Source organism: Bradyrhizobium sp. BEA-2-5 (assembly GCF_032918025.1).
GTDB classification, from domain to species: domain Bacteria; phylum Pseudomonadota; class Alphaproteobacteria; order Rhizobiales; family Xanthobacteraceae; genus Bradyrhizobium; species Bradyrhizobium pachyrhizi.
Map to the genome: position 1 here is coordinate 3,105,402 of NZ_CP136629.1, position 24,791 is coordinate 3,130,192.

At 65.5% G+C, this 24,791-nt stretch carries 22 protein-coding genes; 14 read left to right on the forward strand and 8 right to left on the reverse strand.

Annotation, left to right across the window (positions count from 1 at the left end; translation table 11 throughout):
* The first annotated feature begins 10 nt into the window (after nt 1-10).
* Entirely contained in the window at nt 11-1,453 is a 1,443-nt protein-coding gene (locus RX327_RS14375) for an undecaprenyl-phosphate glucose phosphotransferase (protein ID WP_050387076.1), read from the forward strand.
* Nucleotides 1,454-1,466: 13 nt separating this feature from the next.
* On the opposite strand, the gene RX327_RS14380 is transcribed toward RX327_RS14375, so the two are convergent.
* The 5 genes from RX327_RS14380 to RX327_RS14400 form a co-directional block, all read right to left on the reverse strand.
* Nucleotides 1,467-2,051: a hypothetical protein gene (locus tag RX327_RS14380; RefSeq protein ID WP_050387075.1), complete on the reverse strand. Its 585-nt coding sequence runs from the start codon at nt 2,049-2,051 to the stop codon at nt 1,467-1,469.
* 4 nt (nt 2,052-2,055) lie between these two features.
* Nucleotides 2,056-2,832, reverse strand: coding sequence for a metallophosphoesterase family protein (locus tag RX327_RS14385; protein ID WP_082190776.1), 777 nt, complete (start codon nt 2,830-2,832; stop codon nt 2,056-2,058).
* A gap of 7 nt (nt 2,833-2,839) precedes the next feature.
* Complete coding sequence (locus RX327_RS14390; protein WP_050387074.1) at nt 2,840-4,123, reverse strand: hypothetical protein; 1,284 nt, start codon at nt 4,121-4,123, stop codon at nt 2,840-2,842.
* A gap of 110 nt (nt 4,124-4,233) precedes the next feature.
* Nucleotides 4,234-4,518, reverse strand: coding sequence for a hypothetical protein (locus tag RX327_RS14395; RefSeq protein WP_160321813.1), 285 nt, complete (start codon nt 4,516-4,518; stop codon nt 4,234-4,236).
* A gap of 106 nt (nt 4,519-4,624) precedes the next feature.
* Entirely contained in the window at nt 4,625-4,933 is a 309-nt protein-coding gene (locus RX327_RS14400; protein WP_152977856.1) for a hypothetical protein, read from the reverse strand.
* A gap of 297 nt (nt 4,934-5,230) precedes the next feature.
* On the opposite strand from RX327_RS14400, the gene RX327_RS14405 reads away from it, so the two are divergent.
* The 11 genes from RX327_RS14405 to RX327_RS14455 all read left to right on the forward strand — a co-directional run bounded on the left by RX327_RS14405 (nt 5,231) and on the right by RX327_RS14455 (nt 17,689).
* Nucleotides 5,231-6,343: a polysaccharide biosynthesis/export family protein gene (locus RX327_RS14405; RefSeq protein ID WP_317250653.1), complete on the forward strand. Its 1,113-nt coding sequence runs from the start codon at nt 5,231-5,233 to the stop codon at nt 6,341-6,343.
* Nucleotides 6,344-6,413: 70 nt separating this feature from the next.
* A complete protein-coding gene (locus tag RX327_RS14410) occupies nt 6,414-7,877 on the forward strand; it encodes an O-antigen ligase family protein (protein WP_317250654.1) in 1,464 nt (487 codons plus the stop codon).
* Nucleotides 7,878-7,935: 58 nt separating this feature from the next.
* Nucleotides 7,936-8,601: a hypothetical protein gene (locus RX327_RS14415; RefSeq protein WP_244482553.1), complete on the forward strand. Its 666-nt coding sequence runs from the start codon at nt 7,936-7,938 to the stop codon at nt 8,599-8,601.
* A gap of 129 nt (nt 8,602-8,730) precedes the next feature.
* Nucleotides 8,731-11,004 carry a polysaccharide biosynthesis tyrosine autokinase gene (locus RX327_RS14420; protein WP_050387073.1) on the forward strand — a complete coding sequence of 758 codons (2,274 nt, stop codon included), beginning with the start codon at nt 8,731-8,733 and terminating at the stop codon, nt 11,002-11,004.
* A gap of 13 nt (nt 11,005-11,017) precedes the next feature.
* On the forward strand, nt 11,018-11,830 hold the full coding sequence (locus RX327_RS14425; protein WP_050387072.1) for a hypothetical protein: 813 nt from the start codon (nt 11,018-11,020) through the stop codon (nt 11,828-11,830).
* Complete coding sequence (locus RX327_RS14430; RefSeq protein ID WP_050387071.1) at nt 11,827-12,585, forward strand: class I SAM-dependent methyltransferase; 759 nt, start codon at nt 11,827-11,829, stop codon at nt 12,583-12,585. Before RX327_RS14425 ends, RX327_RS14430 begins: the two co-directional genes overlap by 4 nt.
* 3 nt (nt 12,586-12,588) lie before the next feature.
* Complete coding sequence (locus RX327_RS14435; RefSeq protein WP_050387070.1) at nt 12,589-13,704, forward strand: glycosyltransferase family 4 protein; 1,116 nt, start codon at nt 12,589-12,591, stop codon at nt 13,702-13,704.
* Nucleotides 13,701-14,993, forward strand: a complete 1,293-nt coding sequence (locus tag RX327_RS14440) for an O-antigen ligase family protein (RefSeq protein ID WP_050387069.1) — start codon at nt 13,701-13,703, stop codon at nt 14,991-14,993. Before RX327_RS14435 ends, RX327_RS14440 begins: the two co-directional genes overlap by 4 nt.
* Nucleotides 14,990-16,309, forward strand: a complete 1,320-nt coding sequence (locus RX327_RS14445) for a polysaccharide transporter (RefSeq protein ID WP_317250655.1) — start codon at nt 14,990-14,992, stop codon at nt 16,307-16,309. Before RX327_RS14440 ends, RX327_RS14445 begins: the two co-directional genes overlap by 4 nt.
* A complete protein-coding gene (locus RX327_RS14450; RefSeq protein WP_028331596.1) occupies nt 16,306-16,932 on the forward strand; it encodes a class I SAM-dependent methyltransferase in 627 nt (208 codons plus the stop codon). Before RX327_RS14445 ends, RX327_RS14450 begins: the two co-directional genes overlap by 4 nt.
* An 85-nt stretch (nt 16,933-17,017) precedes the next feature.
* On the forward strand, nt 17,018-17,689 hold the full coding sequence (locus RX327_RS14455; RefSeq protein ID WP_028331595.1) for a class I SAM-dependent methyltransferase: 672 nt from the start codon (nt 17,018-17,020) through the stop codon (nt 17,687-17,689).
* A 20-nt stretch (nt 17,690-17,709) separates the two neighbouring features.
* Here the strand turns inward: RX327_RS14455 and RX327_RS14460 are convergent, their stop codons facing one another.
* The 3 genes from RX327_RS14460 to RX327_RS14470 all read right to left on the reverse strand — a co-directional run bounded on the left by RX327_RS14460 (nt 17,710) and on the right by RX327_RS14470 (nt 21,131).
* On the reverse strand, nt 17,710-18,429 hold the full coding sequence (locus RX327_RS14460; protein WP_050387067.1) for a class I SAM-dependent methyltransferase: 720 nt from the start codon (nt 18,427-18,429) through the stop codon (nt 17,710-17,712).
* A gap of 8 nt (nt 18,430-18,437) precedes the next feature.
* Nucleotides 18,438-19,748, reverse strand: a complete 1,311-nt coding sequence (locus RX327_RS14465; RefSeq protein WP_028331593.1) for a nucleotide sugar dehydrogenase — start codon at nt 19,746-19,748, stop codon at nt 18,438-18,440.
* A 78-nt stretch (nt 19,749-19,826) separates the two neighbouring features.
* Nucleotides 19,827-21,131 (reverse strand): glycosyltransferase family 4 protein, encoded by a 1,305-nt coding sequence (locus RX327_RS14470; RefSeq protein ID WP_028331592.1) that lies wholly within the window; start codon nt 21,129-21,131, stop codon nt 19,827-19,829.
* A 117-nt stretch (nt 21,132-21,248) separates the two neighbouring features.
* Between RX327_RS14470 and RX327_RS14475 the strand changes: the two genes are divergently transcribed.
* Nucleotides 21,249-22,499 (forward strand): glycosyl hydrolase, encoded by a 1,251-nt coding sequence (locus RX327_RS14475; RefSeq protein WP_317250657.1) that lies wholly within the window; start codon nt 21,249-21,251, stop codon nt 22,497-22,499.
* Nucleotides 22,500-22,610: 111 nt separating this feature from the next.
* On the forward strand, nt 22,611-24,791 hold the full coding sequence (locus RX327_RS14480) for a bi-domain-containing oxidoreductase (protein WP_317250658.1): 2,181 nt from the start codon (nt 22,611-22,613) through the stop codon (nt 24,789-24,791).

The window sequence follows — 24,791 nt, forward strand, 5'->3', positions numbered from 1 at the left end:
TTAATTCCCGATGACCGACCTTTCGGACGCTCGATTGGCGAAGGTACCGGTTAACTTCGGCGCCTTCTCGTTCGCTTTCGCCTCCCTCGAGGCGTTTGCCGTCGCGTTCGAGATGATAATCGTCGTGCTGTCCAGCATCGTTGGCGGCGCGGCCTATCACCTCTTTTACTACCACACGGTTTATAGCAACAGCTTCGAGGGTTTTCTAGGGATCGGGGTCCTCGCCGCCATCCTTCACATGTTCGTGGCGAAGTCGCAGGGCCTCTACAATGCGCAGGTGCTGGCCGGTCTCGACCGGCGCTGGAGCAGCCTGCTCGGCGGATGGCTGCTGGTCGTTCTGCTGATGACCCTGATCATCTTCCTCTTGAAGGTGGGTTCCGGCGTTTCGCGCGGATCGGTGCTGTCATTTGGCCTGATCGGCGGCCTCGGGCTGGTCGGCGGACGGATGCTGCTGCAGGCGCCGCTGCAACGCGCGATCGACCGCGGCATGCTGGCCACGCGGCGCGCGGTCGTGGTCGGGATGGCGGACGAATTGTCCCGGGTGCGGCAAGCGAGCCTGCTGCGCGATTTCGGCCTCAGCGAGGTGCGACGGGTTCAGCTCCCCGGACCGTCCGACGACGCCGACGACCGGGCCGCCGTCGCGTCAGCCATTCGTGCAGCCCGCGAGTGCGGCGCCGACGAGATCGTCCTGGCCATGCCCTGGCAGCAGGAGCCGCGCATCCAGTTCGTGTGCGATCAGCTGCGGGCATCGCCGCTGCCGGTGCGGCTGCTGCCGGACCGGACCGCGGAGCGGTTCCTGGCGCTGCGGATGGTGGCGACCGGCCCGATCCCGACACTGGAAATGCAGCGCGCGCCGCTTACTCCGCTCGAGCGCGCCGGCAAGCGGCTGTTCGACATCGTGGCGTCCAGCGGCCTCCTGGTGCTGTTCGCACCGCTGCTGATCGGAACGGCGATTGCGATCAAGCTCGACTCCAGGGGGCCGATCCTGTTCCGGCAGCGCCGCAACGGCTTCGACGGCAAGCAATTCACCATCCTCAAATTCCGCTCGATGCACGTGCTCGAGGATGGCGATGTCATCACGCAGGCCCGCCCGAACGATCCGCGGCTGACCGGGATCGGCGCGACGCTGCGTCGCCGCAGCATCGACGAGCTGCCGCAGCTGGTGAACGTATTGCGCGGCGACATGTCGCTGGTCGGGCCGCGGCCGCATGCGCTGGCGCATGACGACAAATATTCGAAGCTGATCGCGAGCTATGCGGAGCGCCAGCACGTCAAGCCCGGCATCACCGGTCTCGCGCAGGTGCAGGGGCTGCGCGGCGCGACCCCGGCGATCGAGGACATGCAGCTGCGCGTGGCGCACGACCTCATCTACATCAAGAGCTGGAGCTTCGTGCTCGACCTGCGCATCCTGCTGCGAACGGTCGGCGCGGTGTTGCGTCACAAGGGTATCTGACGCCAGGCGCGCCTTACTCCGGAATGCTCTGGTTGGCGTCCTTGAATTCCGCCTCGATGATGCGCCGGTTGGCGTCGCCGGCCACGCGATAGGCCTGCCCGATCGCGCCCTTCAGCTCCGGCGCGCGGGTGAGGATCAGGCGGATCTGCCGCTGCAGCAGGTCGACCAATTCGACATCGCGCGTGGTGTCGACCTGAGCTAAAAGGATCAGGCGCGGCGCGATCAGGTCGCTGCGGTTGAAGCCGGTATAGTAGGACATCTTGAGCGCCTTCGACGCGGTCGGGTTCAGCCAGTCGAACCGTCCGGTTGCCGAGGCGAGGCCGAACCAGGCGCCGGCGTCCATCGGCGACAGGCGAAGCGCGCGCGTGAACGCGGCTTCGGCCGCCTCCGGTGACGTCTGCAATTGGCTCCAGCCGTCGCGCAGCCACAGCTCGCCTCGGACCATGCCGACCTCTGCGGCGATCGCCGGTCTGCCGCGCAATGCATCGGCGGCGAGCCACCAGGCCGACAAGGCCAGCGTCGCCGCGCCGATCGCAGCGGCCGCTGGCACGAAGGCCGGCGAGAGGCGCCTCGCATTCCGGCCGATTGCACCAGTCATCGTGCTAGCCATGGCGCGCGGCCCGGTTGCCGGTCATCAGCAGGGTTCGTCGGGCTCCCTCGAGCTTGACGCAGGTCAGGCGGCCGGTCGCATAGGCGCCGGTGTCGACATTGATGCGGTTGCGCAGTAGCTCGGCCTCATGCACCGGCGTGTGGCCGTGGACCACGACCTTGCCGAAATCATCTTCCGAGATCAGGAAGTCGTCGCGGATCCAGAGCAGATCCTCCTTGCGCTGTTGGTTAAGTGCGACGCCGGGCCTGACGCCGGCATGGACGAAGAAGTAGCGTTTGTGCACATAACAGAGCGGCAGCGAGCGCAGGAAGGCGAGATGGGCGGGCGGCATCTGGCGGATCAATTGCCGGGCGAGCGCCCTGCGTTCGGAAGCGTCGGGATTAGGCGAGGGCGTCAGTCCGTAGGACATCAGCGTTTGCAAGCCGCCGAACTGCCGCCATTGCGCGAGCATGTCGGGATTGACGAGAAACTCCAGCAGGCAGGCCTCGTGATTGCCGAGCAGGCAGACCATGCTGCGGGTGCGGCGGCGTTGATCGAGCATGGCGATGACATCGCGCGAATCCGGTCCGCGATCGATATAGTCGCCGAGGAACACCTGGATCGGTCGCGCCGGCCGGAACCGACGGATGTCGGCATCGATGCGGGCGCAGATCTCGTGCAGCAGGTCGGCATGACCGTGGATATCGCCGACGGCGTAGATGCAGGTCTCGTCGCCCTCATGTTCGAGATCGCCGGTCTGGCCGACAAGACGCTGGAGGAAGCTGCGCATCTGGCGTCTAGCCCGCCTGCAACCGAGAACGGCTGATCCGCTGTGCCAGTCCTGTTCCGATCACGGCTCCCAACACGATCACTCCGGGCAGCGCCGGCAATTCCGGCAAGGTGAAGCTGGCTAGCAGCAGCGTCAGCAGGACGGCTGCTGCCGATGCAGGGTAGGACCAGTCGCGGCCGCGATTGCGCGCACCGGCCGTGAACGCTGCGATGCCGACGATGATAGCCGCGGCTAAAGTCCAGAACATGGCGGAACCGAACTGGGCGATCAAGGCCGCCGCGCTCGTCGCAACCACGGGGCGCGTGGTGGCGCCCTGCCAGTCCATATAGGTCGACGCCAGTGTTGCCGTGGTGCCGGCGCCGCTGCCGAGCGCGGGCAGGTCGGCGAGCAGATTGTGGGTCGATTGCACGAACTCGGACGGTGCATGAACAAAGGCGACCGCAAGCGGTACGTCGGGATGACGGTTGCCGATCGCCGTCGCCAGGGCGATCAGCGCGATCGCTGTCGCAGCAGCAGCGCTGCTCCAGCGGTGCAGATGAAGTTTCCGCGCGGCGAAGGTCATCAGGACGAGGGCGATGCCCGCGGCGATCGCGATCGCGGCGCCGCGCCGCCCAACCCAGCAGGCGCTGGCGGCGCAGAGCAGCGCGCCGGCGGCGAGCAGCCAGCGCAGCCGTGTCAATTGGGCTGCGGTGCGGCCATCGGCGTGTCCACCGACGTCGAGCGCGCGCGCAACACTGAGCGGAACGCCAACGAGAACGACGACCAGGAATCCGTTTGCCGTCTCATCGCGCGCAGCGCCAGGCCAGATTTTGACCGGATCGCTTGATAGCAGCAGGATCAGGGCTGCGACGGCCGCCGTTGCTGCAATGGCGCGGGCCACCATATCGGCGCGGCGGGCGTCGATCGCGATCGCGGCGGCGGTGATCATGACCGACATGAGTGACAGCCAGATCAGCAGCGCGCCGAGGCTTGCGCCGGTGTCGATCGTGATACTGTTGCTGAGCTGTGCTCCCAGCGTTTCGCCGGCGAACTTCCACACCGGATGCGCCAGGGCCGCCAGGGGAAGCATCTGCAGGACGATCCAGAGCACCGGCAGAAGCGCCGCCGCAACAGCGGGGCCAACAACCGACTTCAGGAACGACAGCTCGCCTGGACGGATCGCCACGAGGCTTGCGAGCAGCCCGAGCGACGTCGCCGCGCCGACGAGACCCTTCGCGAGCGATGCGTCGATGAGACCGAGCGGAAGCGACGTCCCGATCAAGATGCAGATGAAGGCCGTGACGTTCCACACGAGAGGGGGAGGTCCTGCAGAGGATGAGACGCAAGGCAGCGGGATGCCCCGGGCCTGCCGCGACGTCAACGGAAATCGGGCACGCCAAAAGGGGGCAGTGTTATGCCCTGCTATTGCGAACGGCGCAGGGCGAGACGTGGCGTCGAGGTGCGAGACCAGAACAGCGGCGCGAAGGTGCTTGCCAGATATCCGACTTGCAGCGCTACGATCGCAGCGATCATGAGCAGCGCGGTTTCCGACCACGACAGGCGCGCGACTCCGATGGCGGCCAGAAGCGCGAGTTCCGCGAGCGCCACCGGCGCCAGCACCAGACAGTGCTGGCGCAGCCCGAGAACGGTGCCGCCGATCAAATTGCCAAGGAAAACAAATAACATAACCAAACCCTGCGCCCCCAAGATATCGGGCCGGGCCTAAGCCGGGGTTAACCCGCACGTCGCAGAGCCGCCGGCGCGGTGCCGGCCGGCGCTCGAATGGCCTGTGGTTTTGTTAGTCGATTAACATTCAGAACGGGCGCAGATCGCCGTAACTATAGGCAGCCCAATAATCGCGGCCGCCATACGGTCCATAGGCGCCGTAGAGCGGCGCGCAAGAGTAGCGATCGGGACAGCCGTGCCAGCAGACCCGCTTCCACTGGCAGACGTCGCCACGACAATATTGCAGCCGCTGACAATTGCCGCTGACCCGTTGCACGGTGCGCGGCGCTGGGGAAACGCTTAGTTCTGCGGCAGAAACGGCGGAGCCGCCGAGGGCGTCTATCAGCGGCAAGGCGACCATTCCCAACGCGATCGCGGGTAGCTTCCTGCGGGCCATCGAACCCTCAATTGGTTAACTCAAACCATCTCATTCACAGATAACGGGGAGATTGGACGAAAGCAAAGCCGGAGTGACGGCGCGCGGGGCATTGTCTCACCGCGGTGCGCCGGTGTCGCCGAATTGCCTCACCTCGTTAACATTATTTATCAATTGCATCGCAATATATCGCGTAACCTTGTGATTGTGATAGTCGGCGTGTTACGGCACGGCCGGAGCATTTAAATGTCGCGTGCGAATTTCATTCGGGTAATGTTATTGCTTGCGGCCGCCTGTTGTGTCAGCGGTTGCCATTACATGCCGACCAACGGTCCGACGAGCTCCGATGTCGTGGCCGGGCAGCGCGATCCTGAAAGCCTGCCCTATGCGATGGTCAGGATCACACCGCAGATCGAGAATGTGCTGGCATCATTCGCGCCGCAGCTCGCCGGCGGCATCCAGGGCCCGCCGCCGAAGGACATCCGGTTCGGCGTCGGCGACGTGGTCAGCGTCACGATCTTCGAAGCGGCCGCAGGCGGCCTGTTCATTCCGGTCGAGGCCGGCGTGCGTCCCGGCAACTACATCACGTTGCCGAACCAGAACGTCGATACCGACGGCAACATCTCGGTGCCCTATGCCGGCGCGATCCGCGCCAAGAACCACACGCCGACCGAAGTGCAGCGCTCGATCGTCGATGCGCTGAAGAACCGCGCGATCGAGCCGCAGGCCGTGGTCGCCCTGATCGAGCAGCGCACCTCGCTGATCTCCGTGCTCGGCGAGGTCAATTCGCCGAATCGCTTCCCCGCCAACGCCGCGGGTGAGCACGTGCTCGACGCCATCACGCGCGCCGGCGGCCCGAAAGGGCAGGGTTTTGACACATGGGTCATGCTAGAGCGCGACGGCAAGCGCACCACGGTGCCGTTCGGCCAGCTGGTCTACGAGCCCAAGAGCAACATCTACGCTCATCCCGGTGACACCATTTATGTCTACCGCGAGCCGCAGACCTTCGTCGCCTTCGGCGCCTCGGGCGCGCAGGGCCAGTTCAATTTTGAGGCCTGGCGCATCTCGCTCGCCGAAGCCGTCGCCAAGGCGGGCGGCCTGAACGACTCCTCGGCCGATCCGGCCTCGGTGTTCGTCTATCGCGGCGAATTGCCGGAAGTGGCCGCCAAGCTTGGCGTCGACGTCAGCAAATATTCAGGGCCGATCATCCCGGTCGTCTACAACATCAATTTCCGCGATCCGGCCGGTTATTTCCTGGCTACGCGTTTCCAGTTGCGCAACAAGGACGTGCTCTATGCGTCGAACGCGGCATCCGTCGAGGACGCCAAGGTGATGCAGCAGATCCGCCTCGTGACCGCAACGGTGAACGATCCGATCGTGGCCGCCTACAACGCAACCTTACTTCGTAATTCGATCAAGCTTGCGCCCTGATACTGGGGCGTGAGCCGGCACGGCCGGCTTCATGACACGTTTGCGATTAGCTTCCGGCTCAAGCGAGGCGATGCCGTGGCCGGTGCGCTGGTCATCGTGGCTGTTCTGCGCCGTCGTCGCTTTGGCGCCGCTGCCACTCGGCTCGGTCGGTACAGTTGCGCCCGCGATCTGGTCGATCCTGCTCGGGATTGCACTGCTCGGGGTGTTGCCGATGCGCCTGCGCGGCAGTCAGCTCGCGATCCTCGCCGTGACAGTGCTGTTGACGGCGCTTGCCATGCTGGTGCTGCACGAACAGTCCGCGCTCCGGCCCTGGTCGGGTGTGGCGCCGAACGCGTTATGGGCGCAGGCCGGCAAATTGCTGCCTGCCGAGCTGCCGCCGGCCGTGTCGATCGCGCGCGGTCAGCCGTTCTATTCGATCGGCGTCGGAATCGTTTGCCTGCTCAGCTTCGCCATCGGCGTCGTGCTCGGTGCCAACCGCGGACTGGCCCGCGGGTTGTTGCGGGCGGTGGCCGTGGCCGGCCTGGTCTATGCGATCTGCGGCATCATCACTTTCGCGATCGATCCCACCCGGATCTACCTGCTGCATGAGAAGCAGGCGCACCTGGCGTGGCTGACATCTCCCTTCGTCAATCGCAACACGGCCGGCATCTATTACGGTTGCTGCGCGCTGATCTGGCTGTTGTTCGGCTGCGAACTGATCGAGCGGCTTTGGCCGCCGCGCCGTGCCGGCCTGTCACGGCTGATCGCGCGCCTCGATATGCCGGCGCGGCGCCGGCTCGCCGGCCATGCGTTCGGCTGGCTCACTTGCCTGCTGGCGATGTTTCTGACCGGCTCGCGCGGCGGCGTCGGGATCTCGCTGCTCGCTGCGGTCGCGGCTGCCGCGATCTTCTTTCGCAACCGGGTGCCGCGCCGCTACGGCATGATCGTGGCGCTCGGGGTCGGCAGCCTGGTCGCGCTGGCACTGCTGCAGCTTCTCGGCGGCGGTGTCGGCACGCGCTTCAGCACGATGGGCCTGTCGGATGAGGGACGGTTCTCGACCTATCGCGCAACGTTGCGGATGATCTGGGATCACCCGTGGTTCGGCGATGGTTTCGGGACCTTCGAATGGGTCTATCCGGCCTATCGCACCGACGACATCTCGCTGCGCGGGACCTGGAACCGGGCGCACAACAGCTGGCTCGAACTGGCGTCCGACGGCGGAATGTTAATGGCCGGCGCCGCCATGATCGCGCTGCTCGCAGCGTTCGGCGTGCTCGCGCATGGCGTGCGGACACGTCGCCGCGACGTGATCGTGCCGCTCGCGGCGCTCTGCGCGTCGGCCGCCGGCGCGCTTCATTCGTTGATCGATTTCTCGCTCCAGATCACCGGATATGCCGTTGTAATCGCGGCCTTGCTCGGGGCGGGCCTGTCGCAATCCTTCCGCTCGGGCAGGGGCGGCGGCGGCTCCGACCGTGACGCCCGTGTGACGGTCGGGCGGCCGGTTAACGCTGATTTCGCGCGCCAACGCCCGGCCGCGGCTGGCGAGGCTATTTAATTGGCGCGATAACTGTGACTATGCTAACGAACTGTTAGTATTCGTTAGGGAGATAGCTGTGTTCACATTTGAGCGATCCGGCGGCTTTTCCGCTCCGCGCCTGACGATGTTGGTGGTGATGTTGGCGCTCGCGATGCCCGGTGGCGCGGCGCTGGCGGAAACTCCTGGCGGGCTGATCCAACTGTCCCAGGCGGTCGCCAATTTCAAGGCCAGCCCGGAGCAACTGCTGACCCAATATCCGAATGCGGGCGTAGAATTGACCTCGCGGGCGCGCGACTTCGCCCTCAACGATCCGACATCGCTCGATCCGTTGATTGCGCTGCTCGCCAAGGCAAGCAAGGACCAGAAGACGGCGATCGCCGCCGGCCTCGCCCAGGCCGCGCGCATCGTGGTCCGCAGCAACCAGCCCTACGCGACGCGCATCCAGCAGGCGATTGCCGACACCAAGGATCTCGACACCGTGATGGCGTTTGCCGCTGCGTCGGGTGACAGCGGCACCGCCGCAACCGGCGCCGGCGGCGCGGGCAGCGCCGGTGCATCCGGCGGCCAGACCAGCGCGCTGGTCGCCAGCGGCGCCGGCGGCGGCACGCTCGAGGCCATCGACGGCAACAGCGTGAACACCGGCATCTTCAGCTTCACCTCGTCGGTCAGCAGTTCTGGCAGCACGACGACCGGTACGGCCACGGGCACCGGCACCACCCTCATTTCGACAGTCACCCCCTGAGCGGACGTCCGATCGCCAATGGAGAACTTTCTGCAGCAACGCGCTTCGGTGTCGGCGGCGGGACGCTTCCCAGGATCATTGGAGGGCGCGAGGGCAGGATCCATCCTGCCGGCGCGGCGATAGGACGAAATGCTTCAGCGCAACCAGATTTCGCCGTCTGTCGATCTGAGAAATCGTCCGGCCGAACTGCCGTCGCTGGCGGAAACCTTCGACGCCTTCGTCACCTATCTGCTCCGGCAATACTGGGTCATCCTCGGGACCGCCGCGCTCTGCCTGTTCGGCGGCATCTGCTATCTGATGACGGCGGCGCCGAGCTATACGGCGCTTGCCACGATGATCATCGACACGCGCAAATTCCAGGCCTTCCAGCAGCAATCGCCGGTGAGCGAGGCCCCGGTCGATTCCGCCGCGGTCGAGAGCCAGGTCGAAATCCTGAAGTCGGAGAATGTGGCGCTCGCGGTGATCCGCGACCTCAAGCTCAACGAGGATCCGGAATTCGTCGGCTCGCGGGCCGGCGCGGTAGGAGCCGTGCTCGATTTCGTGTCCGGCCTGCTCGCCGGCGGTGCGCCGCCCACCGAGTTCGACCGGACCCGGCGCGCGGTCCGCACGTTCCAGAAGCAGCTCGATGTCCGCCGCCGCGGCATGACCTATGTGATCGAGGTCAGCTTCCGCTCGCTCGATCCCGAGCGCGCGGCGCAGATCGCCAACGCCGTCGCCGACGCCTACATCGTCGACCAGCTCGATTCCAAGTATCAGGCGACGCGTCGCGCCAGCGTCTGGCTGCAGGACCGCATCCAGGAGCTGCGCACGCAGGCATCCAACGCCGAGCGCGCGGTGCTCGACTACAAGAAGACCAACAACATCGTCACCTCCAGCGGCAAGCTGCTCAACGAGCAGCAGCTCGGCGAGCTCAACACCCAGCTGCTCCACGTGAAGTCGCAGGTCACCGACGCCAAGGCCAAGCTCGACCGCATCGAGGCGGTGGTGAAGGGGGGCGTCCCCGATGCGACGGTGGCCGATACCCTGAACAACCAGGTCATCACCAAGCTGCGCTCGCAATATCTCGAGCTGGCCAACCGCGAGGCCGACTGGTCGTCGCGCTACGGCTACAATCACTTGGCCGCCGTCAACCTGCGCAACCAGATGCGCGAGATCCAGTCGTCGATTGTGGACGAGCTGAAGCGGCTCGCCGAAAGCTACAAGAGCGACTATGCGATCGCCCTGCAGCGCCAAAACGAGATCGAGCGCGCCGTGAATGACTCGGTGTCGCAGTCGCAGTCGACCAACCAGGCGCAGGTCACGCTGCGCGAGCTCGAGAGCTCTGCGCAGACCTATCGCTCGCTCTACGACAATTTCTTGCAGCGCTACATGGAAAACGTGCAGCAGCAGTCGTTCCCGGTCAGCGAGGCGCGGGTGATCACCCGTGCCTCGCGTCCGCTCAGCAAGAGCCATCCGCAGACCTTGGTCGTGCTCGCGCTCTCGGCGCTCGGCGGCCTGATCGCCGGGCTCGGGCTCGGCGTGTTGCGCGACCTTTATGACCGGGTGTTCCGCACCGCTGAAATGGTCGAGACGATCCTCGAGGCCGACTGCGTCGCCATCGTTCCCCGCGTCTCGCCGGGCCAGATCAAGGCGCCGGTCGCCGGTCGTCCCAATCTGCCGATCGGTCCGCGCACGATCCGGCGCGGCGACGAGCCGGTGCTGTGGGCGGCGATCGATTCGCCATTCTCGCGGTTCTCGGAAGCGATCCGCTCGATCAAGGTCAATGCCGACCTCAACGTCACCAAGCCGTCAAAGATCCTCGGGCTGACCTCGGCGCTGCCCAACGAGGGCAAGTCGACGCTGGCCTTCGTATTTGCGCAACTGGTTGCCCAGAGCGGGGCCCGCGTGCTCCTGATCGATTGCGATCTGCGCAATCCCTCGCTCAGCCGCAAGGTCGCCGCGACTGCCGAGCGCGGCATCCTCGACGTGCTGTCGAACAATGCGACATTGCAGGACACGCTATGGCGCGATCCCGAGACCGGCCTCGCCTTCCTGCCTGGGGCCACGCGATCGCGCATCGCCCATTCGCACGACGTACTGGCCTCCGATCAGATGAGGGATTTCATCGACGGGGCCCGCAGCCATTATGACTACGTGATCGTCGATTTCCCGCCGCTCACGCCGGTAGTCGATGTCCGCATCACCGCCCACTTCGTCGATTCCTTCGTCTTCATCGTGGAATGGGGCAAGACCCAGGTGCAGGTGGTCGAGCGCGCGTTGCGCAGTGCGCGAGCGGTCAACGAGAACCTGCTCGGCGTCGTGCTCAACAAGGCCGATATCGCCGCGATGAGCCGCTATAGCGGCTATGGCGGCAAGAACTACTATTACAACTCGCATTATGGGCGATATGGCTACACCGAGTGAGACGCACGGCGGGATGCCTGGGCGCGCAGCCGCCTGGCTTGCGCGCGGCGTGCTGGCCGCGGTCGCGTGCTCGTCCGTCGCCTGGGGCACGACCACCTTGCCGGCCCTTGTCGACCAGACCCGGCTCGACGGCGCAAAGGACCTGATCCTTCGCAACGTACCGGTCAGCGACGCCGAGCTCGACGACCTCGGTCCGCTGCTGTCGCGCGCCGTGGCGGAGAAGGATTGCATGCCGGCCATCGATCGCAGCGTGGCGGTGATCCGGCTGCGGCTCGCCGAGAACGCGCTCGCATCCGGCGCGCAGGTCGACGCCCGGATGGGCGAGCTTGACGAAGCGGTCCGCAAATCGCTCGGCTGCGCGCCGGCCGATCCTTATCTTTGGCTCGTGCTGTTCTGGCTTCGCAATATTCGGCAGGGCTTGAGCGACGCCAATTTCGACCTGCTGCGGATGTCGTACCGGCTCGGACCCAATGAGGGCTGGATCGTGGTCAAGCGCAGCGCGATGGCGCTCGCAATGTTCGACGCGCTGCCGCCTGACCTTTCGTCCGACGTGGTCGCTGAGTTCGCGCGTCTCGTGAAGACCGAACTGTACACCGAGGCAATCGATCTCCTGAAGGGACCGGGCTGGGCGCACCGTGACAAGCTGCTGGCCGGCCTCGCAGCTGTCCCGCAACGGAACGTCGATATCCTGACCCGCACCATGGCCGACATTGGATACGATCTCGATCGCCGCTCGCCGGCGGAACGGCGCATTTGGCAGCACAAATCGAACGACCGCCTCGACGAGCCTGCCCGAATGCCGCCGGAGGCGAGTGCTAGGCCATGACGATGGAATTCAGCGTCGGACAGCACAACGCGCACTACGAGGGCCTCTATTCGGCGCAGGAACGCGACTGGCGCCGCGTCTGCGCGGTCGACAAGGCCGATCATATCGCCGGCTTGCTCGGCGCAGCCGTCGCGAAGGTCGGCAATGTGCTCGAGGTCGGCTGCGGCACCGGCGCCGTGCTGGCGCGGCTGTCGGCGATCGGCATCGGCCGTGACTTCACCGGCATCGACGTGATCGATCCCGCGACCAACCTGGAGATCGGCGGCGCCGCTTCAGCCCCGTTTCGCTGGTCCAGCTATGACGGCGCGACGATCCCGTTCGCCGACGGATCGTTCGACCTCGTCTATGCCAGCCACGTCCTGGAGCACGTGCCTGAACCGCGCGCATTCCTGCACGAGCTCGCCCGGGTCGCGCGGACCTTCGTCTATGTCGAGGTGCCGTGCGAGCTGCATGCGCGGACCAATCGCCGGGCGTTGCAATCGACGCTCGACATCGGCCATATCAATTTCTACACGCCCGACACGTTCCGCCTGGTGCTGGAGACGGCGGGGCTCCATGTCACGGGCTTCGGCACCTATGACCACAGCCTGCCGGTTCACGCGTTCCATTCGTCGCGGGTGAGGGGGCTCGCCAAAAGCATTGTGCGGAAGTCGCTGTTGTCGGTCGGCCCGGCGTTCGCGACCCGGCTTGCGACCTATCATTGCGGGGCGCTCTGCCGGCGCGACGAGGCGCAGGCGCTGCCGCGGGATCGGTAAACCATGGCGCCGCGCGTGGTCGTCTTCAACAACATGATCACACCGTACACCAACCGTCTCTACAACGAGCTGGCCAGCCGAGGGCTGGATCTTGCCGTGCTGTCCTGTACACCGCAGGAGGCCGATCGCTCGTGGGCCGGCTCGTTCACGCCGCGCTACGTCACGCGCACGGTGCCGGGTGTATCGATCCCGCTGTCGCGGTCGCGTCACACCCATGTCAATATCGGGATCGGGCGCGCCTTGAATGCGCTCGCGCCCGACCTGCTGTTCGTCAACGGTCTCTACCCCTCGATGTTGGCCGGCGCGGCATGGGCGCGCGCCAACGGCAAGGCGCTCGCGCTGACGATCGACGGCTGGCGCGAGACCATGCCCAACACCGCCTATCACCGTCTGGTGCGGCCCTGGCTGCTGCGCCAGTGCGGCGCGGTGGTGTGTTGCAGCGACAAGGGCAGGGCGTATTTCCGCGGCGAAGGCGTGCGCGCCGACGATCTGTTCGTGGTGCCGTTGGTGCCGGCATGGGATCCGCCGGCGGTCGTGCCGGCATTGGACGACCGTCCATTTCATCTGCTCTGGTGCGCCCGCCTCAATGACGACGCCAAGAACGCCATCTTCTTCGAGAACGTCGCGATTGCGCTTGGTGGGATCGTGCCAGGGCTGAAGGTGCGTGTGGTCGGGTCCGGCGCCGCCGAACGGCGCATGCTGGCGCGGCTCGGCGGTGCCGGCATCGACGTCTGCCATGACAGCTACCTGCCGTGGCAGGCGATATCGGACGCTTTTCTGCAGTCGCGGCTGCTGCTGCTGCCCTCATTGCTGGAACCGTGGGGCCTGGTGTGCAACGAGGCCCTGCAGTGCGGTGTTCCCTGCCTGGTGTCGCCCCATGTCGGGGCAGGCGGCGAGTTGGTCCGTGACCAGGATAACGGCTATGTTTGCGCGCTCGATGAACAGATTTGGGTGGAGGCGGCGCGCGGCTTGCTCGAACATCCCGCGCGCTGGGAGGCGATGTCGCGACAGGCCCGGCAGAGCGTGCGACGCGACGCGCTTGCCGACGCCGCGGCGCGCTTCACGGCCGCGGTCGATCATCTCTTGAGGGCGCCGGCCCGGCAGGAGGCCGTGCAATGATCGGCAGATGGTGGCTGCGAACCGATCTCTTTCTGCACGCCTATCTGGTCATGGTGCTCGGCTGCATCTATTTCCTGTTCAATTTCATCGAGGGCATCTCGTTCGCGGAAAGGGCCGGGGAATCCACGCTGTTCCGCGGCGCATGGCTGCTGCTCTACATCCTCTTGATGCTGCACATTGCGATCGATCGGAATCGCTTCGGCCTGCTGATGCTGCAGTCGCATCTCTATCTGACGTTCATCGCCTTCGCTCTGGTATCACTGGCGCTGAGCGCCGACCCCGCCGGCTCGTCGATCAAGTTCGCGATGTATGTCCTGACCACGATGTTCTCGGCATGGGTCGTGATCAGCTGCCCGGTCGATCGCCTCGTCGATACGCTGTTCCGGATCGGGATCGTGGTGCTGATCGTTCACGTCCTGCTGTTTCCGGTGATCGGCTCGCAATGGGATTACGACCCGCTGCACCGGCCGACGGTGCTCGGAACCCAGGCCTATGCCGGCGTGTTCGGCCACAAGAACCTCGCGGGCGCTTTCTTCGGTCTCATGGTGCTGATCTGCTTCGTGCGCATGCTGGCAGGACCGCGGCGCCAGTTCGGCTGGACGCTGCTGCTGATGGGATGTCATCTGTTTGCGCTCGCCGCGGCCGGCGCCGCAGGTCCGCTGATCAGCATGTTGACGGCGCTTGCCGTGACCTTCGGGCTCGTGCTCGTGGTGCTCGGGCACAGGGGGGCTGCCTCGATCTACTGGCTTGGCCTTGCTCTTGTTGCGCTCGTCGTGTTCGCCCTGCCGAGCGACGAGTTGTATGGGCTGGTCGGCCGCAGCGGAAACCTGACCGGCCGCTCGTTCCTCTGGTCGGTCTGGCCGCACTTCTTCTGGCAGCACCCTTGGCTCGGCTACGGGTTTTCGGGATTCTTCAACGAACTGCCGAACTCGCCGGTGAACGAGTTGACGAGCATGGCTCCGTGGAACACCGAGTTCGGCTCGTTCGAGAACTCCTATCTCGACGCCTTTCTCCAGTTCGGCCTGCTCGGCGGTGCGCTCTATATGCTGCTGCTGGCGCGCGCGTTGTGGAACACGATCGTCTTTGCGTTCGAGCGGACAGGGATGTACTGGCTGGCACCATTCGCGATGCTGCTGTTCGTCGTGATCGCGTCGGCCAATGACTCCAGCCAGCTGCTGCACAACTATTTCGGCTGCGTGCTGGTGTTCTGGTGCTATTTCGGCCCGGAGGCCAGGCTGCAAATGGCGCCGCGGCGGACTTTCAACAGATTGCGGGTGAGTGAGGCGTGAGTGCGTTGACCGACAGGCTGGACCGGGTGGCGGCTCAGACCCGGGTCGCCGGTGCCGTGAGCGGATTGCTCCGCCGGCTGCGGCGCGCCGGGGGCAATGTCGCGCTCGGCCTGATCGATCAGGCGCTGCTGAGCGGCTCCGCCTTCGTGCTGACGATCGTGCTCGCCAATGTGCTCGATATCAATTCCTTCGGCAGGTTCAGCGTCGCCTGGTCGCTCTCGATCCTGATCGAGGCGGTGTTTCTGCGCGGTCTGTTCGACGACGGCTTGCCGGCGACTGCGCACCGGATCCCGAAATCCCTATGGCCGCAACTGCGGCTCGGCCTCTATCTGTCGTCGCTGCTCGTCGCGGGTGCGCTCGGCCTGCTGCTGGTGAGTGCGGGCCTTATGATCGTCGCCGTCGGAGGGGACGCCGGCGGGCTCGTGATCGCAACCGGGCTTGCGATCCCGGCGGTTCGGCTGCAGAGCATGTTCCGTCGGATCTGCTATCTCGACGGTAGACTGCCGCGCGCGCTGGTGTCCTCGCTGACCTATTGCGTGGCGCTGGTCGTCTCGGCCGGGCTGATGATCGCCCTCAAGCTCACCGGCGCCGCCGCGGCGATGGCGTGCATCGCGATCTCGGCCGCGCTCGCCGGCAGCCTGCTGCTGGCCCACACCAGCGAGCTGGCCTGGCCGCAAGCCAGAATCTTCCGCGGCTCGCTGCGGCGGCTGTTTCGGAACGGGCGCTGGTTCGTCGCGACCTCGCTCACCTACTGGATCGGCAGCATCGGGCTGATCCCGGTGTGCGGCTTCCTGATCGGGCTGGACGCGAGCGCGTCGCTGCGGATCCTGCTGTTGGTGTTCGCACCGCTCAGCCAGTTCTGCGCGACGATGTTCTCGGTTCGCCTGCCGGAAATCGCGGCCGAACTGCGCGTCGGCCGGCGCAGCGGTGTCGCCGCTGCCGCGCGCGAAAATGCCCTGCTGCTCGGGTCGATCGCCGCCGCCTATGGCGCGGTGGTCGTGCTGCTCGGGCAGCGCATTCTCGCGCTTGTCATCCACGGACAGAGCTATGAGATCGGCACCGGCAGCCTCACCTTGATGGGAGCTGCGATGGCGCTCGACGCGGTGTGGCTCGGCCTCGCGCTGCCGCTGTTTGCGACCGGCAAGCCGCAGCGATTCATGCTGAGCCGGATTGCCGGCCTCGTCGCGTTGTGCTGCGTCCTGCCATTCGCGGCCGAGGCCTGGCAGGTGATGGGCGCGATCGCGGCGATGGTGGCCTCCAGCGCGGCGTCGGTGATCACGGTTGTGTTGACCAATTCGGCGCGGGAGCGGACATGACCGGCGACGCGCGCGGCGGCTCGCTCGAAAAGCTGCATATCGGCGCCTTCAATTGCGGCATCGCGGGCTGGATCAATACCGACATCACGATGCACCTGTGGATCGCGCGGATTCCGTTCGCGGCGAAATCGCTGCATCTCGCTGGCCTCCTCAGCGATGCCCGCTATGCCGAGCATCGCCAGGGCAAGTTTGCCGGGCTCCGCCACATGAACCTGACCAGGCCGCTGCCGTTCACGGACGGCAGCCTCTCGGCGGTGTTCAGCGCGCACGTCTTCGAGCACCTGTTTCCCGACGAGATCGAGCGGCTGGCGCGCGAGATCGCGCGGGTGCTGGCGCCTGGCGGGGTATGTCGCATCGTCGTCCCCGACATGGAGCGGATCGTCGCGCTCTACGATCCGGCGGCGCCGCAGGCTTTCCTCAAGGGCGTATTCGAGATCGATCGCCGCAAGGAGGCCGCCTTCGCGCATCACTGGGGCTTTACCCGCGCCTCGCTCGCCGCGCTGTTCCGCGACGCCGGCTGTTCGCAAACCCACACCCGTGCCTATCGCGAGGGCGTCTGTCCCGACATCGACCGGCTCGACAACCGGCCGGACGAGTCGATCTTCTTCGAGGCCATCAAGTGAGCGCGACAAGAAAATCGATGCATCGTAGCGTGAGGGATCGCGCATGCCGTGCTAGAGCGAACCGACCGGTAGCAGGAGACTGACCTTGCTGGGTGCGATTCAAGCCCGATTTTCCAATGCAGCGCGCCAGCGGCGCGGCGAATTCCTCGTCCGCACCGTAAACCTGCCGCTCGATGCGAAAATCCTCGATCTTGGCGGCGGCACCGGCCGGCACATTCGCGCGATCCTGCCGCGCCATACCGACATCACGGTCTGCGACATCTCGACCGACGATCTCAAGGCCGCGCGCGAGCGCTTCGGCTTCAAGACGGTCCTGCTGCGGGAGACCGAGCGCTTGCCGTTCGACGATCAGGCGTTCGACTTCTGCTTCTGCTCGTCGGTGATCGAGCATGTCACCGGGCCGAAGCAGGATGTCGTCACGATCGAGGACGGAGCGGCGTTTCAGAGCATCGCGCGCGAGCATCAGAACCGTTTTGCGGGCGAGATCTCGCGGGTCGCAAAGTCCTTCTACGTGCAGACGCCGTACCGGTACTTTCCGATCGAAAGCCATACCTGGCTGCCGGGCATCATCGTCCTGCTGCCGAGGCGGCTGCAGATCGCGCTGATCGAGCGGTTCAATCGCTTCTGGTTCAAGCGCACCGCGCCCGACTGGCATCTGTTCGACTGGCGCGAGATGACCGAAACGTTTCCGGACGCGAAGATCTATCGCGAACGCTATCTTGGCATGACCAAATCGCTGATGGCGATCAAGGCGTGAGACAGCTATCCGCCTGCACGTCAGTCGTCGCGCCGGGCCAGGATGTTGATCAGCGTGCCCACTGCGGGCTGGCGATCGAGTGCCGGCGGCAGCGGGGAGCCGGCAAAGCTGCTCCCCAGCATCGTGAGGCCATGTTGTCGGAGCAGACCCTGCATGGCCGCCGGCGAGGTGTCGAATCTGGAGAATGCGAGATAGCGAAACAGCGGCCGCGCCGACACGCGTGAAGAGGCCGCATGCGCGAGCTTGTAGCTCCGTCGCAGCAGCGATCCGCGGTTGGGGATCGAGAGCAGCAACCGCCCCCCGGGCATGAGCACGCGATGCATCTCGGCGAGGCACTGCGCCACGTCGGGAACATATTCCAGCACGCTCGCGCACAGCGCGCCGTCGAAGGATCGATCGGGAAACGGCAGGCTTGCGATGGTCGGGATCTGCTGGAATGTGAGCCGCCCGGCGAGCGTGCCGTCGGCGCTGTGGCCGCGAGCCGCCGCAATCATCTCGGATGATGCGTCGACGCCGGTGACGTCGCAGCCGCGTGCGGCGAGCAGGCGGGACAGCGTTCCGGTGCCGCAACCGGCGTCGAGCCAGCGCTGTCCGTTGAGGTCCGCGTTCCCGAGCAGGCCGAACATCGCGGCCGTCCGTGCCTTGAAGGTGCGGCTCTGATGCAGCATCTCCCACCCCGACGAAATCTCGTCGTGAAAGCGGATTTCGGGTCGCTCGCGGGTCTGGCCCATGGTGGCCATGATATTCCCTACCAGTGGAAGCCGCTCACTTTGGCGCGCACCTGTTCGGGCAATCCGATCTCCGACAGTTCGAGCACGACCTGGTCGGGACGGGTCGCCGTCAGCGCCGCAACGAAGCGCGGATCGGCCGTCGTCAGCACGATAATGTCGGCCCATTCGATGGTCGCCGTCACGTCGTCGTTCAACAGGCCGACCAGCTCCGGATTGCGCATCAGGAAATCCCGGTTGGCGCCGATCAGTTGCGACAGCTGCACATTGGGGTCGTAGATCCGGATGTCGCGCCGCTCGCCGCGCAGGCTCTTCACCAGCCTCACGAAGGGACTGTCGCGGACATCGTCGGTGCCGGCCTTGAAGCTGATGCCGAGGAACGCGATGCGGCGGCCCTCATGCGACAGGATCCAGTCGGCGCCGCGCGACATGATCATGTCATTGCTCGGCAGGATGCTCTCGAGCACCGGCGTCGACAGCCCGCGGCTGTGCGCAAGGTGTTTCAGCGCCTTGACGTCCTTGGGCAGGCACGAGCCGCCGAAGGCAAAGCCCGGCCGCAAATAGGCCGGCGAGATGTTGAGCCTCGTGTCCTGCATGAAGATGTTCATGACGTCGCGCCCGTCGATGCCGAGCGTCTTCGCGATCGTGCCGATCTCGTTGGCAAAGCTGACCTTGAGCGCATGCCAACTGTTGTCGACATATTTTACCAGTTCCGCGGTCTCGACCGGCGGCGTGATCTTGGCGCCGGGCAGATCCTTGTAGAGCGCCATGACGCGGTCGGCGGTTTCCTGGTTGAAAGCGCCGACTACGGTCTTGGACGGCGCGTTGAAATCCGCAATGGCGCTGCCCTCGCGCAGGAACTCGGGATTGAAGGCGAGGTCGAAATCGCGTCCGATCCTGTTGCCGGAGGCTTCCTCGATCAGGGGGCCGACGGTGCCGCGGGTGGTGCCAGGCAGCACGGTGGAGCGGATCGTCACGGTATGCGGCGCGTTCTTGGCGCGCAGTCCGCGGCCGATCTCGATCGCGACCTGTCGGATCGCGGTCAGGTCGAGGTTGCCGTTGCCGGACGAGGGCGTGCCGACGCAGACCATCGATATGTCGCTGTTGACGATCGCTTCGGTGGCGTCGGTGGTCGCGGTCAGCTGACCGGTTGCCACCGCGCGCGCCACCTTGTCCGAGATGCCCGGCTCGACGACCGGCGATCTGCCTCCGCGGATCAGGTCGACCTTCGCAACGCTCTTGTCGACGCCGATGATCTGGTGGCCGAGCTCGGTGAAGCAGGCGGCGCAAACGGTTCCGACATAGCCGAGGCCGAAAATGCTGACGTTCATGCTTCGACCTTCAACAATCCAGGACGTGCGCGTGGCCGCGGCCGCGTCGCGTTTGACTTGAGTGAGGCGGCTGCGCGTTCAAGACGATGCCCGCCCGGCGGCTGCGTTCGCGCTGGAAGGTTGCGAGGTCGGCCGCTCGGCGGGGGCATGCGCGCGCGGTGCGCGGCTTTGCGCGGGGACCTTCCCGGCGAACAACGCCTCATAGGCCGCGAGCAGCTTCGGCTCCTCATGCGTCCACGAAAGGGCCCGCTCGACGCGGTTGCGGCCAAATGCCCCCATCGTCTGCCGCAATGACGGATCGTCGATCAACGCGATGATCTTGCTGGCGAAATCCTTCGGGTCGTTCTTCGCGGCATAGAGCGAGGCGTCGAGCGCCGAGCGGCGGCCTTCGCGAACGTCGAACTGAACGATCGGCCGTCCGAGCGCCATGTACTCCATGATCTTGTTCATGGTGGAGATGTCGTTCATCGGCGTGACGCGGTCCGGATTGACGCAGACGTCAGCGGTAGAGAGCATCGTGAACAGCGCCTCATCCGCGATGGCGCCGGTGAAGTTCACGTAGTCGGAGAGCTGCATCTCCTCGCAGAGCTTGACCACCGCATTCCACTGCGGCCCGGTGCCGGCGATGTTGAACTGGATGTCGGTGCGGCCGAGATCGTGCACGATGTGGCCGATCGACTGCAGCAAGAGATCGATGCCTTCCGACTGGCCGATCACGCCGACATAGCCGACGCTGTAGCGCCGGCCACGGCGCCAGGCCGGATCGGCCGGCCGCGAGCGCACCCGGTCGAGATTGGGGCCGGATCGCACCACGAAAACCCGGTTGGCCGGCATGCCGCCGCGCGTGATCGCGATCTCGCGGTAGGATTCGTTGGTCGCGACCGAGATGCTCGCCGTCTTGAAGGTGAGATATTCGACCAGCCGCAGCAGCTGCCAGAAGAAGTCCCTGCGGCCGAATTTTGCTTCGTAGAGCTCGGGATTGACGTCGTGATGATCGAACACGAAGCGCTTGCCGCCGAGCTTGAACAATAGGCCGATCAGGAAGATCAGGTCGGGCGGATTGCAGCCCTGGATCACGTCGAAGCCGTGCTTCCACGCCACCTTGATCGCGAGCAGCGTCTCCCAGAACAGCGCGACCGGATATTCGATCAGGTAGGCGGCGATCCCACGCGCTTCCACCGGCATCGGATGGCGATAAATGTGAATGCCCTCGAGGCATTCGTAGGATTCGTCATGGCCGCGCCCCTTCGGGCAGATCACGGAAACTTCATAGCCCGCCTTGCGCAGCGACGTTGCTTCGCACCACACCCTGCGATCGAAAGGAACCGGAAGGTTCTCGACGATGATCAGGATCCGCCGCGGTGATGGTTCAGCTCTCGACATCTGAGATGATCTATACCATTGACCTAACAACATCACAATCCGACTAACATCGGCATTAACATGCGCGGCTTCCACTATGCAATCCCGGCACCGATGTGACGGCGACGAGACAGGGACATGGCAGGCAGAGTGAGGGATTGGGGCCAAAGGGCATTGATTGCGCTGGTTTTGAGCGCGCTGCTGCCGCTGGCCTACAAATGGCCGCTGCAGTGGAATAGTTCGACGTCAAACAATGCGCTGACTGCGAGCCGCGTGAACGCGGTGATCCCTCCGACGCTTTTCGGCATGACGATCAACGCGATCGGGCAGTCACAGCCAAAGTCGCAGCCCTGGCCCGAGCTCAAATTCGACGGCGTTCGGCTGTGGGGTGCGATCTACTGGGCGCAGATCAATCCGGCGCCCGGCATCTACAATTGGGCGCGCTTCGACGCCATCCTTGCCGCGGCGGAGCGCGAGCACGTCGAGATCGTTCTCAATCTCGCCTATACGCCGCGCTGGGCCGCGTCGGTGAAGGATGCGCCGCCGGCGTTCACGCCCGGCGCAAGCTCACCGCCGGCCGACCTGGCGTCATGGGATGACTGGGTGCGCGCGGCCGTGGCGCGCGCCGCCGGCCGCATCAAATACTGGGAAATCTGGAACGAGCCCGAGGATCCCAAATATTACTCGGGCAACATCGCGACCATGGTCCAGCTGCAGAAGCGGGCCTACGAGATCATCAAAGCCAGCGATCCCACCCTGACCGTGCTGACACCGCCGTCCAACGGCACGCCGGACGGATATCGCTGGCAACAGGCCTTCATGGCGCAAGGCGGCGGACAATATGCCGATGTGTTCGCCTTTCACGGCTATACGAGCGAGCCCGAGGCGGTGATTGGAATCATTGCGCGCTTCAAGAAAATCCTTGCCGCGCACGACCTGTCCGCGAGGCCGATCTGGGACACCGAGGCCGGCTGGTCGTCCTATGAGGACAATCCGGACGGGTGTCTGGCACGCGCCTACATCCTGAAATGGATCAGCGGCGTCGACCGGTTCTATTGGTACGAGTTTGCCGGAGGCGGCAGCGACTTCGGAAAATTATGGGACCCGGCGCGCGGGCTGCTGCCGAGCGGAATTGCCTACCGCACGATCCAGTCCTGGCTGGTCGGTGCAAGCGTCGTGGCAGCAGGCAGGACGTCGCCGACGACCTGGCGCGTCGAGCTTCGCATGCCGGATGGCCGTAACGGCTTGATCCTCTGGACCACCAAAGGCCGGTCCGTTTATCGGGCCGACCCGCGTTTTAGCCTTTACGAGGGCCTCGACGGCGGCGAAGGGCCTGTCGCCAACGGCGAAGTCGAGATCTCGCCAAAACCGGTCCTATTGCTGGAATGATAACAATGTTAAGTCTCCGGCAATAAGATAATTATGACGATGTTCTTAGCTTCATTGCGGGCGTTGGGCGCGATACAAGGAGCGCTGTTAACTTGAGGCGATTGACCGACTGTGAAGCAGATCGCGCAAAACTATAAGAGCGGCGAGCTCAAGCTGATCGATGTGCCGGCGCCGCGCTGCCGTCCCGGCGGGGTTTTGGTGCGCACGGCGTTCTCGGCGGTGTCGACCGGCACCGAGATGATGAAGTTCACCGAAGGCCGCCTGTCGCTGCTCGGCAAGGCGCGCGCGCGACCTGACCAGGTTGCCAAGGTGATGCGCTCGGTCCGTCAGCAGGGGTTGGCTGCGACCTATCAGAAGGTGATGAACCGCCTCGATTCCTACACGCCGCTCGGCTACTCGCTGTCGGGCACCGTCGTGGAAGTGGGCGAGGGCGTCGGCGGCTTCTCGGTCGGACAGCGCGTCTGCTGCGGCGGCAATCAATATGCAACCCACGCCGAATATAATTGGGTACCGGTGAACCTCTGCGTGCCGCTGCCGGACAGCGCTGCGCTAGACCAGGCCGCATTCACCACGATCGCCTCGATCGCCCTGCAGGCGATGCGCCAGTCGGAGATCCGTTTCGGCGAGACCGCCTGCGTGATCGGGCTTGGCCTGATCGGCCAGATCATGGTGCGGCTGCTGCGCAGCGCCGGTGTCGTGGTCGCCGGGCTCGACCGGCTGGAGGCGCGATGCCGCCAGGCGGAGGCTGCGGGCGCCGCGGTCTGCGCCGTCGCATCGGATGATGCCGCGGCGGAATTCCGCGCCCGGATCGACCAGCTGACCGCAGGCAACGGCGTCGATTGCGTGTTCATCACCGCGAGCAGCGACGATCCCGATCTCGCATCGCGTTCGGCGGCGCTGCTGCGCGACCGCGGGCGCATTGTCGATATCGGCAAATGCACGCTGAACCTGCCGTGGAACGAATTCTACGACAAGGAGCTCGATGTGCGCTTCTCGCGCTCCTACGGCCCCGGCCGCTACGATCCGCTCTATGAGGAGGGCGGCATCGACTATCCGATCGGTCATGTGCGCTGGACCGAGAAGCGCAATATGGAAGCGATCGTCGCGCTGCTCGCCGACGGGCGGCTCGATTTTTCCTCGCTGATTTCCGAAACGGTGCCGCTGGAGCTGGCGACGTCGGCGTTCGAGCGCATGAGCCGCGGCGAGGTCGGTCTCGGCGTGGTGTTCGCCTATCCGCACGCCGCTCTCCGCGCGATGCAGATGATCTATCGTCCGGCGGTTGCCCTGCGCAGCGGCCGGGTGCGGCTCGGCGTCATCGGCGCCGGCAACTATGCCTCCAGCATGCTGTTGCCGCAGCTTGCGAGCAGCCCGCGCGTCGATCTTGTCGAGGTCGCCACCAATACTGGCCTCAGCGGCGCCACGGCGGTCCGCAAATTCGGCTTCGCGCGTGCCTCGACGGACGCGGCCTCGGTGCTTGGCGCCGACGACATCGACGCCGTGCTGATCGCAACGCGCCATGCCTCCCATGCCGACCTCGCGACGCAGGCGCTGCGCGCCGGCAAGGCCGTGTTTGTCGAAAAGCCCTTGGCGATCGATACAAACTCGCTCGATCGATTGGAGCAGGTGATCCGGGAAACCGGCAACAACCGGCTGATGGTCGGCTTCAACCGCCGCTTTTCGCCGCTGCTGCAGGGCATGCGCGCGGCGTTCGCGCCGGCAGGACCGCAGACCCTGCAATATCGCGTCATCGCCGGGCCGCTGGAGAAATCGTCCTGGTATCTGCAGGCCGAGAGCGAAGGCAGCCGCTTCGTCGGCGAGGGCGGCCATTTCATCGACGTGTTGTGCTGGTGGGTCGGCGCCGAGCCGGTGCGTGTCTCCGCGAGCACGGCGGGCAGGGACGTCGACAATCTCGTCGCCACCTTCGATTTTGCCGACGGTTCGGTCGCAAGCCTCAGCTATCTCACCGGCGGCGATCCGCGGGTGCCGAAGGAAGCGCTCGAGATATCGGCAAGCACGGGTTTTGCCGCCTTCGACAATTTCTCGGGCTTCGAGCTCTGGCACGCCGGACAGCGCACGGCGAAGACAGCGCGGCTCGACAAGGGCCAGCGGCCGATGCTGGATGCCTTCATCGCGGCGGTCGCATCGGGAGCTGCGATGCCGATCGCGCTCGATTCGCTGCTGGCGACCACGCGCGCAACGCTTGCCGTCCAGGAAAGCGCGGCCGCCGGGATGCCGATCGATCTGACGGCCGGCGCGGCAGAGCAGGGCGTCGCGCGCGCCTCGACGGCGTGA